Below are 15,823 nucleotides of genomic sequence, written 5' to 3' on the forward strand. Positions count from 1 at the left end.
TTCTCCAAATTCAGGCTTCAGCAGGGTAGAACATCTTGCGCGTGGGCACGTTCTGGACAGCCTTGGCGATGGCGCCGATGTGGTCGGGCGTGGTGCCGCAGCAGCCGCCCAGGATGTTGACCAGCCCTTCGGCCGCGAACTCGTGCACCAGGCGGCTGGTGATCTCGGGGGTTTCGTCAAACCCGGTGTCGCTCATGGGGTTGGGCAGGCCCGCGTTGGGGTAGCAGCTGATGAACGTGTCCTCGGCCACGCGGTTCAGCTCCTGGATGTAGGGGCGCATCAGCGTGGCGCCCAGGGCGCAATTGAGGCCGATGGCCAGCGGGCGCGAGTGGCGCACGCTGTTCCAGAAGGCAGTCACCGTCTGGCCGCTGAGGATGCGGCCCGACGCGTCGGTGACAGTGCCGCTGATGATCAGGGGCAGGCGCTGGCCGCTGTTCTCAAAAAACTCGTCGATGGCGAACAACGCGGCCTTGGCGTTGAGCGTGTCAAAAATCGTCTCGACCAGCAGCACGTCGCTGCCGCCCTCGACCAGCGCCTCGGTCTGCTCGTAGTACGCGGCGCGCAACTGCTCGAAATCGACATTGCGCGCGCCGGGGTCGTTCACGTCGGGGCTGATGCTGGCCGTCTTGGGCGTGGGGCCCAGGGCGCCGGCGACGAAGCGGGGCTTGTCGGGCGTGGAATATTTGTCGCAGGCGGCGCGGGCCAGTTGGGCGGACTTCAAATTCATCTCGCGCGCCAGCTCGGCCATCTTGTAGTCCTCCTGCGCGATGGTCGTCGCGCCGAAGGTGTTGGTCTCGATGAGGTCGGCGCCAGCGGCCAGATAGCGCTCGTGGATGTCGGTGATCACATCGGGCCGGGTGAGGCTGAGCAACTCGTTGTTGCCCTTCACGTCGCGCGGGAAGTCCTTGAAGCGGTCACCCACACTGCCCGGGCCGGTGTAGCCCTCGCCCCGGTACTGCGCCTCGCCCAGCTTGAAGCGCTGGATCATGGTGCCCATGGCGCCGTCGAGGATGACGATGCGTTGGGCGAGGATGTCGGGCAGCTGCGCGGCGCGGGTGTAGTGAAGGGCTTGCATAGCCCCCTATTGTAGAAAGCGCGGCCCTGCCACGGTGCAGCGCACAATATGGGCCTTCGGTGTGTGCGCCGGTCGCCCCACAAGCACCCTTCGCCAGACACCAAAATAGCCGTCAAATCAGCTTGTAGCGCTTATCCAAAAAGCACTAAAAGCTATCAAATTCAGAGCATTCGTTTGTCTTCTCGCCTGTCCTCCGCTGTGTCCCCTGCCCACACCGTCCTGCACGACGTTTTTGGCTACGAGCAGTTTCGCGGCCCCCAGCAGGACATCGTCGAGCATGTGATCGGCGGCAGCGACGCGCTGGTGTTGATGCCCACGGGTGGCGGCAAGTCGCTGTGCTACCAGGTGCCGGCCATCGTGCGCCAGCAGCAGGGACGCGGGGTGACCATCGTGATCTCGCCGCTGATCGCGCTGATGCACGACCAGGTGGGCGCGCTGCACGAGGCGGGGGTGGATGCCGCCTTTTTGAACTCCACGCTGAGTTTTGACGAGGCGCAGGATGTGGAGCTGCGCCTGCAGACCGGCGACATCACGCTGCTGTATGCGGCGCCCGAGCGGCTGAACACGCCACGTTTCCTGGGCCTGCTCGACAGCCTGTACCAGGGCGGACACCTCTCGCTGTTTGCCATCGACGAAGCGCACTGCGTGAGCCAGTGGGGCCACGACTTTCGCCCCGAGTACCGCGCGCTCACGGTGCTGCACGAGCGCTATGCGGGCGTCCCACGCATTGCGCTGACGGCCACGGCCGACGACCTCACACGCGCCGACATCATCGAGCGGCTGCAGCTGGAAGACGCGCGGCTGTTCATCAGCAGCTTCGACCGGCCCAACATCCGCTACCGCATCGAGGAAAAAAAGGACGTCACCACACAGCTGCTGCGCTTCATCGAGCGCGAGCATGCGGGCGAGGCGGGCGTGGTGTACTGCCAGTCGCGCAAGCGTGTGGAAGAACTGGCCGCCACGCTGTGCGACGCGGGTCTGACCGCCCTGCCCTACCACGCGGGGCTGGACACCAAAGTGCGCCAGAAGAACCAGGACCGCTTCCTGCGTGAAGAGGGCATCGTGATGGTCGCCACCATCGCGTTCGGCATGGGCATCGACAAGCCCGACGTGCGTTTTGTGGCGCACGTGGACATGCCCAAGAACATCGAGGGCTACTACCAGGAGACCGGCCGTGCGGGCCGCGACGGCCTGAACGCCGATGCCTGGATGGCCTACGGCCTGAACGACGTGGTCAACCAGCGCCGCATGATCGACGAGAGCCCGGCGGGCGAGGAGTTCAAGCAGGCGCTGCGCGGCAAGCTCGACGCGCTGCTGGCACTGGCCGAGGCCACCGACTGCCGCCGCGTGCGGCTGCTGGCCTACTTCGGCGAACAGTCCACGCCGTGCGGCAACTGCGACAACTGCATCAGCCCACCGGCGGTGTGGGATGCCACCGATGCCGCGCGCAAGCTGCTGTCCACCATCTACCGCGTGAACCAGGCCAGCGGCATCAGCTTTGGCACGGGGCACATCATGGACATCCTGCGCGGCAAAAAGACCGAGAAGGTCGCGCAGTTCGGGCACGAGAAGATTTCCACCTTTGGCATTGGCGCCGACCTGACCGAGCCCCAGCTGCGCGGCGTGCTGCGCCAGCTGATCGCCACGGGCGCCCTGGGCCTGCAGAAGGTGATGCTGGACAGCGGCCACAGCTTTGACACTCTGTGCCTCACCGAGGGCTCGCGCGGCGTGCTCAAGGGCGAGGTGCCGGTGCAGCTGCGCGAATCGGTGTCGTCCGCACCGGCCAAGCGCACGCGCAAGGGCAGCGCCCCACCCGCCGCTGCCGCCAACCTGGGGCCGGACGCGCAGGTGCGCTTCATCAACCTCAAGTCCTGGCGCGCAGAAGTCGCGCGTGAGCACAACCTGCCGGCGTACGTGATCTTTCACGACGCCACGCTGGCAGCGATTGCCGAGCGCAACCCGACCACGCTGGACGACCTGCAGGGCATCAGCGGGATGGGGGCGAAAAAGCTCGAAGCCTATGGCGCGGAGGTGCTGCGGGTGGTGGGCGCAGGCTGAGCACGGCCAGCCTTACCCGCGCGGGGCCTGCAGGGTGTGGGCATGCGCGCGCGCGATGTTCCTGAAGCCTTCCGAAATCCGCCCATCCAGGGACGCTTCACGCCAGAACGCCAGTGCCAGTGCCTGGGCCTCGGGCCACACATCGAGCGTGGCCGCCGTGGGCACTTTTTTCTCCAGGGCCAGGTCCTGTGGCACCAGCTCGCCCGCGATGGGCATATACAACATGGGCAGCACGTCGTAGGCGGGTGACAAGCGCCAGTCGTCCTCGACCAGCACCAGGGAGATGTTGCCGTAGTGCCGGTCGGTATTGCCAATCAGCACGCCGTAGGCCTCGAGCAGGCGCAAGGCACGCGCATCCTCAGGGGTCAGCAGGCCGCGTGCCTGCATGCGCAGGGCCGTGGCGGCCCAGTGGTCCATCTCGCCCACGTACTGCGCGTCGTAGACCATCAGCGACACCATGCCGATGCGTCCGGGCGGCGGGCCATGCAGCCCGCCCACCCAGGGTGAGCGCCGGTCAAAACGTTCGGATTCAAGAAAGACCCGGCCCTCGCGCACAAAGACCGCCGTGTTTGCGGCGGGCAGGCCGGCCTGGCCCAGCACCTTGAGGGCCAGGTGTTCGCACAGCAGCAGGTCGCGCGTGCGCTGGTCGGCCGGGCTGTCCCCGCTGCTGGAGAATTTCACGATCACGCTGCGCCCCTGCGTGACGCAGCAGAATTTGGGCTGCTCACCGCCGGCCGAAGAGCCCGGTAGCTGCCCTTGCAGCGCGCTGCGGGCGAGCTGGGGATAGTCGTCCGCCGAGGTGGCGCGCACCAGGCGTTGGCCCAGGGTGTGAAATCGCTCCAGCGACGCATTGCCCACGAGCAGGTTGCCTGGAAGGTCCTCGCCGCGCAGCGCCAGAGCGCGCAGCACATCGTCGTCGGACCAGTGGCGCGGATCCACAGGCAACTGCAGATCCGGGTGCAGCTGCGCAAAGTTGCGGCCCATGAAGCCCTGGGGCCGCATGTCGGCCAGAAACCAGGGCAGGCTGTCGTGGCGCTCGCTCACACCGTCTTCTTCGTCCACCCAGAACGCACCACCCGGCAGGGGCACCATGCGGCCAAAGGGGGCGGGGACCCCGGCGGTATTCACCCGCATGATGGGGATGTCGTCGCCCACGCCCGCCACCGAGCGCGGCAGCAGATAGCGCTGCGATCGCGCCGCGCCCACCTTGCGGACCTGGCCCGTGCGTACCAGCGGCATGAGGGCGCGCGACACCGTGGGCTGGCTGACGCCCAGGTCGGCCACCAGGGCAGCACTCGTTGCCACGCCGCCGTGGCGGCGCAAGACGGCCAAAAGGTTTTCAGCGTGGGGCGCCGGGCGATTCATGCATGATTATATGAATAGATAAAAATGACGCAAACCCTATTGAAAAGCACATTTGTGAATAGATATTTTTGCTCCTCGCAATGACTAGGAAGCCCGTGTCCGCAGGGCCCGGATGCCGTCAGAAAAACGCCGCAGCGTGGGCGTGCTATCACCCGGGGGCACCATCAGTTCAATGAGCTGGAAGCGCCCGCGTTCGGAAAACGCGGCATCGAGCGCCGCCTTGAACTGGGCGCGCGTGTGCACCCGGTGGCCGCGCCCGCCCAACGCGTCGGCGGCATCGGCCAGGTGCCAGTCGCCGAGCGTGGCACAGCGCGACGTGGTCTGGAACGCGCGGATCATCTCCCAGGTCTGGTTGTTGAGAACGATGGCGATGGGGTCCAGCCCCAGGCGCGGGCAATTGCCCAGCTCCCAGCCCGTCATCTGGAAGGCGCCGTCGCCCACCAGGATCAGGCTGCGCTGGCCCGTGGCCACCTGGGCGCCGATGCCGGCCGGCACCCCGAACCCCATGGACGCGTAGTAGCCCGGCGCCACCAGCGGCGTGGGCAGCAGCTCCATCGCGGCGAACAGGCAGTCGCCGATGTCCGAGACGATGTTCATGGGGCCGTGCGTGCGGATGCGGTCGTTGAGCGCGCGGGAGAGGTCGGCCGCGCACACGGGCGCATCGTCGGCCACCAGGCCTTCGGGGCAGATGGGCGGGGGTGGCAGCGCGCGTGCCATTGCAACGCCCGCTGCCGGGGCACGGGCCAGCAACGCCTCCACCAGCGCGGCCAGGGGGATGTCCGGGTACAGGTGGTGGCCCACGCGCGCCTCGCGGTGCGCGGCGATCAGCGCGCGGCGGAAGTCCATGCGCTGGGCGCTCACGCCGAAGTTGCTGTCCGACAGGATGGCGCCCAGCATCACGGGCAGGTCGGAGTCGTCCAGCAGCGCGCTGGTCTCCGGTGCGCCCGCCACGCCCAGGTAGGTGCCGTGGAAGGGCACGCCGGCATGCCCCGCGTCCTCGGCCAGCAGGCCCCGGCCCATGAAGGTGGTGAGCACGGGCAGCTGAAGGCGGCGCGCGAGTTCGGCCACGCGGGCTTCCAGGCCAAAGCGGCGCACCTCCACGTCCACCACCAGCACGGGGCGCCGGGCAGCCTGGATGCGGGCCATCCATTCGTCGGCGCATTCGGCCACGGCGGCTGCGTTGAACGGGCTGGGGGGCAGCACCGGCACCTCGGCCATGGGGTGCAGCGTCATGTCGCGTGGCACCTCGATGAGCACGGGCTGCGAGTATTCGCGGCAGCTGCGCAGCACGCGGGCAAGGTCGGCTGGCGCGGTGGCGGGGTCGGACAGGCGCACCTGGTCGCAGGTGATCTCGCGGAAGATGCGCCACTGCGAATCGACATGGCGCACCTGGTGGTGCAGCACCAGGCCGGAATGAGCCTCGACCTCGCCGGGGCAGCCGGCCAGCACCACCAGCGGCGAGCGCTCGGCATAGGCCCCCGCCACCGCATTGACCACGTTGAGTGCGCCCGCGCCATAGGTGACAGCCACCACGCCCAGCCCGCAGTGCATGCGGGCGGCGGCATCGGCGGCGAAGCCCAGTGAGGGTTCGTGGCTGAGCGTGACCAGGGGCAGGATGCCGCTTTCCTCGATCTGCGCGAACAAGGGCAGGATGAAATCACCGGGGATGCCAAAGATCTCGCGCGCGCCGTGGTGCTTGAGCGCGTGCAGCAGCTGGAGGCCGAGGGGGTTCATGGAGGATTTCCTAGCAAGGTGGTGCCGTTGTGCGGCGGTGGCGCGAATGATCCGCGCGGACCGAGCAAAGCACCTCTGACGCGCATCAAAGCGTGTGCAACAGCGGCCGTATTTGCAGGTTCATTTCATGCAGGCCCTTGCAACGCAGGAAATCTGCGCTCGGCGCTCACACCCGGCGCAAGGTGAATCCGGAAAACAGCGCGGCCAGTTGCTGCTGGTGCGCGGGCGCCAGCGCCCAGGCCGGGGCGCCGAGCACGCGGCATTCCTGCAGCGCCCAATGCCGCACCCCGCGCGCGGCCAGGGCCTGGGCCAGTTCCAGCAGTTCGCCCAAACCAAACAGGCCCGCGTGCCAGGTGGTGCGGCATTCGTGGTCGATGCCATGGGCCAGCATGGCATCGAGCGCGGCCCAGGCGCGCGCGCCGCTGCCGGGGGTGGCGGTGATGGCGTCGTAGCGCTGCGGCAGGGCCTTGATGTCCAGCCCCACCCAGTGGAGGCGCGGCAGCAGTGCCGCCAGCCGCCCGGGGTACATGCCGCCGGTGTGCAGCGCGGTCTGCAGGCCCAGTGCGCGCACGGCATCCACCGCAGCGGGCAGCGCGGCTTGCAGCGTCGGCTCACCGCCCGAAAACACCACGCCATCGAGCAAGCCACGGCGGCTGTGCAAAAACTGCAGCGCCTGGTCCCACGGCAACGCCGGGGGCGCGGCGGCGTCCAGCAGCCCGGGGTTGTGGCAGTAGCCGCAGCGCCAGGGGCAACCCTGGCAATAGAAAACGGCCGCGAGGCGGCCGGGGAAGTCGATGGTGGTGAGCGGCGTCATGCCGCCCAGCCGCAGCGCGGACGCTGGCGGCGCCTCAGCAGGCGTTGCTTCCACCACGCGCCTGCTCTGAAAAGAAACGGCGCTCGGCGTGCTCGCCCTGCTTGCCCGTGTTGAAGCTGGCCACGGGGCGGTGGTAGCCCATGACGCGGGTCCAGACCTCGCAGGGCTGGCGCTCGTCGTCGGTGAGCTGCACGGCGGCGGCGCTGGAGATGGCGGTGTGTTCGGTGGCGGAGAAATGGCTCATGCCGGGGTCCTTTCGGGGGTTGAGGAAATGGTTTGCTTCTGTTTTGATAGCTGCTTGCGCTTGACCATCAAGCGCCAGGGCCACTTTTTGTTCAAAATCTAGTGTGGTGTTGCATGCTTGACGGCACATTTAAAACCGATGGATTTTTGGTCAGGGCAAGGCGCAAACCACAGCGATACCCGTGGGTATCGCGAGGATTTGCAACGCAGCCCTGGCCGAAAAGACGCGGTTTTAAGTGCCGGATAGCGTGCAAAACCACACTAGGCGACCAGACGCTGCCGCTTTGCGTCCAGCCGCTCTTCGTCGCAACGCGGGCAAAACGGGTGCTCGCCCGCCAGGTAGCCGTGTGTGGGGCAGATCGAGAACGTGGGCGTGACGGTGATGTAGGGCAGGCGGAAGCGCGTGAGCGCGCGCCGCACCAGCTCGCGGCAGGCCGCGCCGCTGGACAAACGCTCGCCCATGTACAGATGCAGCACGGTGCCGCCGGTGTATTTGGACTGCAGCGCGTCCTGCCGCCTCAGGGCCTCGAACGGGTCGTCGGTGAAGCCCACGGGCAGCTGCGAGGAGTTGGTGTAGTAGGGCTGCTGCTCCGTGCCGGCCTGCAGGATGGCGGGCCAGCGCTTTTTGTCTTCCTTGGCGAAGCGGTAGGTCGTGCCTTCGGCGGGCGTGGCCTCCAGGTTGTAGAGGTGGCCGGTTTCTTCCTGGAAGGCGGTCATGCGCTCGCGCACGTGGTCGAGCAGGCGCACGGCAAACGCATGGCCCCATTCGCTGGTGATGTCGTGCTGGTCCGCTGTGAAGTTGCGCACCATCTCATTGATGCCGTTCACGCCCAGCGTGCTGAAGTGGTTGCGCAGCGTGCCCAGGTAGCGCTTGGTGTAGGGGAACAGGCCCTGGTCCATCAGGCGCTGGATGAGCTTGCGCTTGGTCTCCAGGCTTTGTTTTCCCAGCTCCATCAGGCGGTCGAGCGCGGCGAGCAACCCCGCCTCATCGCCCGCATGCTGGTAGCCCAGGCGCGCGCAGTTGATGGTCACCACGCCCAGGCTGCCCGTCTGCTCGGCGCTGCCGAACAGGCCGTTGCCGCGCTTCAAGAGTTCACGCAAATCGAGCTGCAAGCGGCAGCACATGGAGCGCACCATGTTCGGCTCCAGCTCGGAGTTGATGAAGTTCTGGAAGTACGGCAGGCCGTACTTGGCTGTCATGTCGAACAGCAGCTGCGCGTTCTCGCTCTCCCACGGGAAGTCCTTGGTGATGTTGTACGTGGGGATGGGGAAGGTGAACACGCGGCCCTTGGCATCGCCCGTGGTCATCACGTCGATGTAGGCGCGGTTGATGAGGTCCATCTCGGCCTGCAGGTCGCCATACGCGAAGGGCATCTCCTGGCCCGCGATCACGGGCACCTGCTCGCGCAGGTCCTCGGGACAGGTCCAGTCGAAGGTGAGGTTGGTGAACGGCGTCTGCGTGCCCCAGCGCGAGGGCACGTTGAGGTTGTAGACCAGCTCCTGGATGCACTGGCGCACCTGCGGGTAGTCCATGGCATCAATGCGCACGAAGGGTGCCATGTAGGTGTCGAACGACGAGAACGCCTGCGCGCCCGCCCACTCGTTCTGCAGCGTGCCCAGGAAGTTCACGATCTGCCCCACGGCGGAACTCATGTGTTTGGGCGGCCCCGCCTCCACCTTGCCCGGCACGCCGTTGAGCCCCTCGTGCAGCAGCGTGCGCAGCGACCAGCCCGCGCAGTAGCCGCTGAGCATGTCGAGGTCGTGGATGTGCAGGTCGCCGCTCCTGTGCGCCTCGCCGATCTCCGGCGTGTAGACGTGCGACAGCCAGTAGTTGGCCGTGACCTTGCCCGCCACGTTCAGGATCAGCCCGCCCAGCGAGTAGCCCTGGTTGGCGTTGGCATTCACGCGCCAGTCGGCACGGGTGAGGTATTCGTTGATGGAGCTTTCCACATCGACCAGCGTCTGCCTGTCGGCGCGCAAGGTGGCGTGCTGCTCGCGGTAGACGATGTAGGCGCGCGCCGTGGCCAGGTGGTTGGCGGCGATCAGCGTCTGCTCGGCCACGTCCTGGATCTGCTCCACCGTGGGGGCCTCGCCCTGGAAGCGGTGGATCAGCACCTTGGTGACCTGCGCGGTGAGCAGCGCCGCTTCTTCGGCGCCATATTCACCCGAGGCCTGGCCCGCACTGGCCAGCGCTGCGCGGATGCGTTCGGCGTCAAAAGAAACACGCTGGCCACTGCGCAACACAACATCGCGGGGCAAGGTGACAAGGGTGGGCGCCATGGGTTCGACCAATCTATGGAACGGGTTAAAAACACTACCTATGGTGTCCACGATACCTATCAAACACTATAGGTAGTTTGACCCAACACAATCGAGGCGGTAAGCAGCGGTAAAAAAAATGCCGGCACAAAGGCCGGCGAAAGGGAGGTGCCGTCAGGCCCTACCGATGGATGGGGGTGCGTGTGATGGCACGCTGGCGCACCAGGGGTGCGTAAGAAAAGGGTGGGTTGTTTTTCTTGGGGGGTTGTGGGCCGTGGGGGCCACACCGCTGCGGCCGGGCTGTGCTCTCGTTGGCGCTCAATGGCAGGCGGCGGTTTCTTCCTCCTCGATGCGGGGATAGAAGTCATGGTCTTCGCGCTGCATGCGCTCGAACACCCGGCGCAGCACCACATTGGCCTCGTCCCGAAAGCCCTGCGCATCGCGGCGCACGTTCTCGGCCGTGTTCCAGCGGCGCGCAAAGGCGTCGTAGGCGCTGGCAATCGAGGCCATCTCGCTCTGGTACTGGCGGCCCAGGCGCGCCAGTTCGGGGTTGCCACCGCGCTGCAGTGTGGGGTAGAGCACCTGGTCTTCCACGGCCAGGTGCAGCTTGATGGTGCCGCTCATGGCCACGATGCCCTGCGCGATGGCGCTGGCATTGCCTTCCACGCCCGCCTGGGCCAAGGCGCGCAAGGTGGCGATGCTGCGCAGGATGTCGGTGTGCTGGTGCTTGAATTTGTCGAGGTTCATGCTCACTCCTTGTGGGATGAATGAAGGGCCTGCGCTGCCACCGAGGGTGGTGGCGGCAGCGCGCGGCGCGGATCAGCGGCGGGACTCCGCCAGGTAAACCCCTGCGGTGGCTGCCGGGGCGCGCGAACCGAACACACCACTCACCACCTGCCAGGCCATGGCCAGCGCGCCAACGATGAAGACCACGTCGCCGAAGGTGCGCACCCAGCGCAGCGTCTGGATGAAGGGCTGTTGCATGAACTCTTCGCCCCGGGCGTACCACAGGCCTTCGCTCACGCTGGCATGGAACTGGAACAGGGCAATGGGGAACAGGCTGGTGGCGATCATCAGCACCAGGCCGGCGTTGAGCCACCAGAAGCCCGTCTTCATGAGCCGCTCGCTGAACACCAGCTGCGGCCGGATGTAGCGCAGCACCAGCAGCGTGAACCCGAGCGCCAGGAAGCCATACACCCCGAACAGCGCGGCGTGGGCATGCACCGGCGTGGTGTTCAGGCCCTGCACGTAGTACAGCGAGATGGGCGGGTTGATCATGAAGCCGAAGACACCCGCGCCCAGCATGTTCCAGAAGGCCACGGCCACGAAGCACATCAGCGGCCAGCGCAGGCGGGCCATCCAGGGCGTGCGGTGCTGCAGGCGCCAGTGTTCCCAGGCCTCGTGGCCCAGCACGACCAGCGGCACCACTTCGAGCGCGCTGAAGGCTGCGCCCACCGCCATCACCGGCGTGGTGGTGCCTGCAAAGTACAGGTGGTGGAAGGTACCGGGCACGCCGCCCAGCATGAACAGCGAGGCCGAGGCCAGGCTGGCCGTGGTGGCCATGCGCACCGACACCAGCCCCAGCGTCGAGAAGATGAAGGCCAGCGCCGTGGTGGCGAAGACTTCGAAGAAGCCCTCCACCCACAGGTGCACCACCCACCAGCGCCAGTACTCCATCACCGACAGGTGGGTGCGTTCGCCGTAGAAGAAACCCGCGCCGTAGAACAGGCCGATGGCCACCACCGACGCCGTCAGCAGCGCCAGCAGGTTCTTGTCGCCGCCGGGGGTGCGCAGCGCCGGAACGATGCCGCGCAGCATGAGCACCAGCCAGAAGGCGATGCCGGTGAACTTGCCGATCTGCCACAGGCGGCCCAGGTCCACATATTCATAGCCCTGGTGGCCCAGCCAGAAGTTCCACTCAGGCGGCATGATCTGCGCGATGGCCAGGTAGTTGCCCGTGAACGAGCCCACCACCACCACGACCAGCGCCCAGAACAGGATGTCCACGCCCAGCTTCTGCCAGGCCGGGTCCTTGCCACCGTTGATCAGCGGCGCGAGGAACAGCCCCGCCGCCAGGAAGCCCGTGGCGATCCAGAACAGCGCGCTCTGGATGTGCCAGGTGCGCACCAGCGAATAGGGGAACCACTGCGACACGTTGATGCCGTAGAACTGCTGGCCTTCCACCGTGTAGTGGGCCGTGAAGCCGCCCAGCAGCACCTGGAAGCTGAACAGCGCCACGATGAGGAACAGGTACTTGCCCAGGGCGCGCTGCGAGGGCGTGAGCGGCACGCGCGCGAGCGGGTCATGCTGGGGTGGCGTGGGCTCCACCTCGTCGTGCTTGCGCAGGAAGGACCAGCCCCACACGAGGAAGCCCACGCCCGCCATCATCACGACCACGCTCATCACCGACCAGACCATGTTCTCGGCCGTGGGCTTGTTGCCTATGAGTGGCTCGTGCGGCCAGTTGTTGGTGTACGTGGCCGTGGTGCCGGGGCGCTCGGTGGCGGCGGCCCAGGCCGTCCAGAAGAAGAAACCCGTCATCTGCGCGCGCCGCTCGGCGCTGGGCAGGGTGTTCTCCTTCATGGCGAAGTGCTCGCGGGTCTTGTGCAGCGCAGGCACGTCGCTGAAAAGCTGGTCGTAGTACAGCGCGGTCATCGCGATAGCGTCGGCCCGCGTGGACGACACCGTGGCCACGCCCGTCTCGGGGCTGTAGGTGTTGGTGCGGTACTCGGTCTTCATGCGGTCGCGCAGCACGGCCTGGGCGGCGGCGTCGAGCTCGGCAAAGGGCTTGCCGTGCGCACGCTCGGCGGCGACGTCAAGCCAGTTGAGCAGCTCGCGGTGCAGCCAGTCGGCCGTCCAGTCGGGTGCCTGGTAGGCGCCGTGGCCCCAGATGGAACCCAGCTGCATGCCGCCCACCGATTGCCACGCGGTCTGTCCGTCGAGGATGCTGTCGTGGGTGAAAAGCACTTCACCCCCTGCCGTGGCGATCTTCGCGGGGATGGGCGGCGCGGTGCGGTAGACCTCAGCGCCGTAGTAGCCCAGCAGGCTGAAGGTGACGATGAGCACGCCGATCAGCGTGAACCAGAGCTTGCGGTAGTTACCCATGGCGGGCCTCCTGCTTCAACTGAACAACAACGAAGGGGCGGCGCCAGCGTGCGCTGGCGGCATGGGGTCGGGGTCTTGTGGTCATGGCTTTTCGGAACGAGTGAATCGGTGTCACTGCCCACATTGCAAGCGCTGGGCCAGAGCTTCTGGCCCATCAAATCAACCACTTACACCAGTCGTGGTCTTTTTTACCATCCACATATAGGGTCTAATTCACCCATTAAAGGTAAATATCACCATGGACCACCGCCCCCTGCTGGCCGACCTTGCCACTGATCTGCCCCAGGCCGTGCGCCTGCAGCGGCTGGTGGACCACATGCGCACGCGCTTTCATTCCGGCGCCGTGGCGCTGCTGCAGCTGGAGGAAGACCACCTGCGCCCCGTGGCCGTGGAAGGCCTGGTGCGGGAGGCGCTGGGCCGGCGCTTTGTGGTCAGCCAGCACCCCCGGCTCGCGGCCATCCTGGCGCGGCGTGAGGTGACCTGCTTTGACCACGACAGCACCCTGCCCGACCCCTACGACGGCCTGCTCGACACCCTGGTGGGAGAGCCCCTGCCCGTGCACGACTGCATGGGCGTGAGCCTGTGGGTGGACGGCCAGCCCTGGGGGGTGCTGACGCTCGACGCGCTGCAGACCGGCACCTTCGGCGAGGCCGCACGCGCCGCGCTGGCCGACTGCAAGGTGCTGGTGGAGGCGGCCGTGCGCATCTCGCGGCTGGAGCGCGAGGTGCAGGCGCTGCGCAGCGCCCCCCACACCCGCAGCCCCGACGACGAGCGCACCACCCGCGCGGGCGATGGCGACATGGAGATCGTCGGCCAGAGCGAGCCCCTGCTGCGCCTGCTACACGAGCTGGAGGTGGTGGCGGGCTCGGACCTGCCCGTGTTGCTGCTGGGTGAGACCGGCGTGGGCAAGGAGCTGTTCGCGCGCCTGCTGCACCGCCAGTCCACGCGCCGCACCAAGCCCCTGGTGCACGTGAACTGCGCGGCGCTGCCCGAGTCACTGGCCGAGAGCGAGCTCTTCGGCCACGTGCGCGGCGCGTTCTCCGGCGCGGTGACCGACCGGCCGGGGCGCTTCGAGGCGGCCGAGGGCGGCACGCTGTTCCTTGATGAGGTGGGCGAGTTGCCGCTGGCCGTGCAGGCCAAGCTGCTGCGCACGCTGCAGAACGGCGAGATCCAGCGCCTGGGCGCCGACCGCCCGCGCCGCGTGGACGTGCGCGTGATCGCCGCCACCAACCGCAACCTGCGCGAGCAGGTGCGCGATGGCGCGTTCCGCGCCGACCTGTACCACCGGCTGTCGGTGTACCCCGTGCCCATCCCGCCGCTGCGCGAACGGGGCAACGATGTGCTGTTGCTCGCGGGCCGTTTTCTGGAGCTGAACCGTGCGCGCCTGGGCCTGCGCAGCCTGCGCTTGTCTGCCAGCGCACAGGACGCGCTGCGCCGCTACCCCTGGCCCGGCAACATCCGCGAGCTGGAGCATGTGGTCAGCCGCGCCGCCCTCAAGGCCCTGAGCCGGGGCGTGAACCGCGCCGACATCGTGACGCTGGAGCCCGCGCTGCTCGACCTGGACGCCGACGCCGCCAGCGTGGCCCACGCGCCCCTGGACGCCAGCGCCCCCGCTGCGGCCACCACGCCGCCGCCCCCCGCCACCGCCGAAGGCCCGCTGCGCGACGCGGTGGATGCCTGCCAGCGGCTCGCCATCACGCAGGCCCTGGCCCGCCACCAAGGCAACTGGGCCCAGGCCGCGCGTGCGCTGGAGGTGGACGCCAGCAACCTGCACAAGCTGGCGCGCAGGCTGGGGATCAAGTAAGTAGCTTCAAAAACCATAGCTGCTAGCGCTTTTCAGATAAGCGCCAGAGGCTGATTTGATGCCAAATCACACCTCAACGGGCCACTGCGAACGCTGCTGCGCCACAATCGGCCCATGCTGACCCTCCAAGACATCCGCGACGCCGCCACCCGCCTACAAGGCCATGTGCTGGACACTCCGTGCGTTGAATCCAAAACGCTTTCGCAAATCGTGGGCGCGCAGGTGTTTCTCAAGTTCGAGAACCTGCAGTTCACCGCGTCGTTCAAGGAACGCGGCGCCTGCAACCGGCTCACGCTGCTGACCGACGCAGAGCGCGCACGCGGCGTGGTCGCCATGAGCGCTGGCAACCACGCGCAGGGCGTGGCCTACCACGCGCAGCGGCTGGGCCTGCGTGCGGTGATCGTGATGCCGCGGTTCACGCCCGGCGTGAAGGTAGAGCGCACGCGCGGCTTTGGCGCCGAGGTCGTACTGCATGGCGACACGCTGGAGGAAGCCCGCGCCCACGCCTATGCCCTCGCCGACGCGCAGGGACTGACCTTTGTGCACCCGTATGACGACGAAGGCGTGGCCGCCGGCCAGGGCACGCTGGGCCTGGAGATGCTGCAGGCCGTGCCCGACCTGGACACCCTGGTGATCGCCGTGGGCGGCGGCGGGCTGATCTCGGGCGTGGCCACGGCGGCCAAGGCCCTCAAGCCCGGTATCGAGATCGTGGGCGTGCAGACCACGCGGTTCCCCGCCATGGTGAATGCCGTCAAAGGAACGAGCCATCCGCAGGGCACATCCACCATCGCGGAGGGCATTGCCGTGGGCACGCCGGGCAAGATCACGCAGGAGATCGTCAAGCGCTTGGTGGACGACCTGGTGCTGGTGGATGAAGGCGATATTGAGCAGGCGGTGCTGATGCTGCTGGAGATTGAAAAAACCCTGGTCGAAGGCGCGGGCGCCGCAGGCCTGGCGGCGCTGGTGCGCTACCCCGAACGCTTCAAGGGCAAGCGCGTGGGGCTGGTGCTGTGCGGCGGCAACATCGACCCGCTGCTGCTGGCGGCGATCATCGAGCGCGGCATGGTGCGGTCGGGGAGACTGGCACGCATCACCGTGAGCGCGCGCGACGTGCCGGGCGTGCTGGCGCGCATCACCGCCACCGTGGCCGACGCGGGCGCCAACATCGAGGAGGTGCACCACCAGCGCGCTTTCACGATGCTGGCCGCGCAGAACGTGGAGATCGAACTGGTGCTGCAAACCCGGGGCAAGGCGCATGTGGATGAAGTGCTGGGCCAGCTGCGCTCGGCGGGCATGGAGGCCGTTCTGATCTGACCTATCATCAGGTTTTGCGCCCGACTCAGGCTGGCGCGGCTAGAATTGCGCA

11 protein-coding genes are annotated in these 15,823 nt (G+C 67.4%); 3 read left to right on the forward strand and 8 right to left on the reverse strand.

Annotated features, from left to right (window positions below):
* Window positions 1–10: 10 nt before the first annotated feature.
* Window positions 11–1,075 (reverse strand): homocysteine S-methyltransferase family protein, encoded by a 1,065-nt coding sequence (locus tag IB243_RS09580; protein ID WP_192426568.1) that lies wholly within the window; start codon window positions 1,073–1,075, stop codon window positions 11–13.
* A gap of 198 nt (window positions 1,076–1,273) precedes the next feature.
* Here IB243_RS09580 and recQ point away from each other — a divergent pair, with 198 nt between their 5' ends.
* Window positions 1,274–3,133: a DNA helicase RecQ gene (gene recQ / locus IB243_RS09585; RefSeq protein ID WP_192427384.1), complete on the forward strand. Its 1,860-nt coding sequence runs from the start codon at window positions 1,274–1,276 to the stop codon at window positions 3,131–3,133.
* A gap of 12 nt (window positions 3,134–3,145) precedes the next feature.
* On the opposite strand, the gene yjjJ is transcribed toward recQ, so the two are convergent.
* From yjjJ to IB243_RS09620, 7 genes are all read right to left on the reverse strand, one after another.
* Window positions 3,146–4,498: a type II toxin-antitoxin system HipA family toxin YjjJ gene (gene yjjJ, locus IB243_RS09590; protein ID WP_192426570.1), complete on the reverse strand. Its 1,353-nt coding sequence runs from the start codon at window positions 4,496–4,498 to the stop codon at window positions 3,146–3,148.
* An 84-nt stretch (window positions 4,499–4,582) separates the two neighbouring features.
* Window positions 4,583–6,232: an indolepyruvate/phenylpyruvate decarboxylase gene (gene ipdC / locus IB243_RS09595; RefSeq protein ID WP_192426572.1), complete on the reverse strand. Its 1,650-nt coding sequence runs from the start codon at window positions 6,230–6,232 to the stop codon at window positions 4,583–4,585.
* A 166-nt stretch (window positions 6,233–6,398) separates the two neighbouring features.
* Window positions 6,399–7,046 (reverse strand): anaerobic ribonucleoside-triphosphate reductase activating protein, encoded by a 648-nt coding sequence (locus tag IB243_RS09600; RefSeq protein ID WP_192427386.1) that lies wholly within the window; start codon window positions 7,044–7,046, stop codon window positions 6,399–6,401.
* Window positions 7,047–7,080: 34 nt separating this feature from the next.
* Window positions 7,081–7,290 carry an anaerobic ribonucleoside-triphosphate reductase gene (gene nrdD / locus IB243_RS09605; RefSeq protein WP_192426574.1) on the reverse strand — a complete coding sequence of 70 codons (210 nt, stop codon included), beginning with the start codon at window positions 7,288–7,290 and terminating at the stop codon, window positions 7,081–7,083.
* A 260-nt stretch (window positions 7,291–7,550) separates the two neighbouring features.
* Entirely contained in the window at window positions 7,551–9,569 is a 2,019-nt protein-coding gene (locus tag IB243_RS09610) for a ribonucleoside triphosphate reductase (RefSeq protein ID WP_192426576.1), read from the reverse strand.
* Window positions 9,570–9,866: 297 nt separating this feature from the next.
* Window positions 9,867–10,295: a hemerythrin domain-containing protein gene (locus tag IB243_RS09615; RefSeq protein WP_192426578.1), complete on the reverse strand. Its 429-nt coding sequence runs from the start codon at window positions 10,293–10,295 to the stop codon at window positions 9,867–9,869.
* A 72-nt stretch (window positions 10,296–10,367) separates the two neighbouring features.
* Window positions 10,368–12,653, reverse strand: coding sequence for a nitric-oxide reductase large subunit (locus tag IB243_RS09620; RefSeq protein WP_192426581.1), 2,286 nt, complete (start codon window positions 12,651–12,653; stop codon window positions 10,368–10,370).
* A gap of 238 nt (window positions 12,654–12,891) precedes the next feature.
* Here IB243_RS09620 and norR point away from each other — a divergent pair, with 238 nt between their 5' ends.
* Complete coding sequence (gene norR, locus IB243_RS09625; RefSeq protein ID WP_192426583.1) at window positions 12,892–14,457, forward strand: nitric oxide reductase transcriptional regulator NorR; 1,566 nt, start codon at window positions 12,892–12,894, stop codon at window positions 14,455–14,457.
* A 114-nt stretch (window positions 14,458–14,571) separates the two neighbouring features.
* Window positions 14,572–15,771, forward strand: a complete 1,200-nt coding sequence (locus IB243_RS09630) for a threonine ammonia-lyase (protein WP_010465309.1) — start codon at window positions 14,572–14,574, stop codon at window positions 15,769–15,771.
* The last annotated feature ends 52 nt before the right edge of the window (window positions 15,772–15,823 follow it).

Source organism: Acidovorax sp. ACV01 (genome assembly GCF_014851495.1).
GTDB classification, from domain to species: Bacteria; Pseudomonadota; Gammaproteobacteria; order Burkholderiales; family Burkholderiaceae_C; genus Acidovorax; species Acidovorax radicis.

Excerpts from the sequence above, each read along its gene's own strand:
- IB243_RS09580 (WP_192426568.1), bottom strand. The coding sequence starts at position 1,075 with ATGCAAGCCCTTCACTACACCCGCGCCGCGCAGCTGCCCGACATCCTC.
- yjjJ (WP_192426570.1), bottom strand. The coding sequence starts at position 4,498 with ATGAATCGCCCGGCGCCCCACGCTGAAAACCTTTTGGCCGTCTTGCGC.
- ipdC (WP_192426572.1), bottom strand. The coding sequence starts at position 6,232 with ATGAACCCCCTCGGCCTCCAGCTGCTGCACGCGCTCAAGCACCACGGC.
- IB243_RS09600 (WP_192427386.1), bottom strand. The coding sequence starts at position 7,046 with ATGACGCCGCTCACCACCATCGACTTCCCCGGCCGCCTCGCGGCCGTT.
- nrdD (WP_192426574.1), bottom strand. The coding sequence starts at position 7,290 with ATGAGCCATTTCTCCGCCACCGAACACACCGCCATCTCCAGCGCCGCC.
- IB243_RS09610 (WP_192426576.1), bottom strand. The coding sequence starts at position 9,569 with ATGGCGCCCACCCTTGTCACCTTGCCCCGCGATGTTGTGTTGCGCAGT.
- IB243_RS09615 (WP_192426578.1), bottom strand. The coding sequence starts at position 10,295 with ATGAACCTCGACAAATTCAAGCACCAGCACACCGACATCCTGCGCAGC.
- IB243_RS09620 (WP_192426581.1), bottom strand. The coding sequence starts at position 12,653 with ATGGGTAACTACCGCAAGCTCTGGTTCACGCTGATCGGCGTGCTCATC.
- norR (WP_192426583.1), top strand. The coding sequence starts at position 12,892 with ATGGACCACCGCCCCCTGCTGGCCGACCTTGCCACTGATCTGCCCCAG.
- IB243_RS09630 (WP_010465309.1), top strand. The coding sequence starts at position 14,572 with ATGCTGACCCTCCAAGACATCCGCGACGCCGCCACCCGCCTACAAGGC.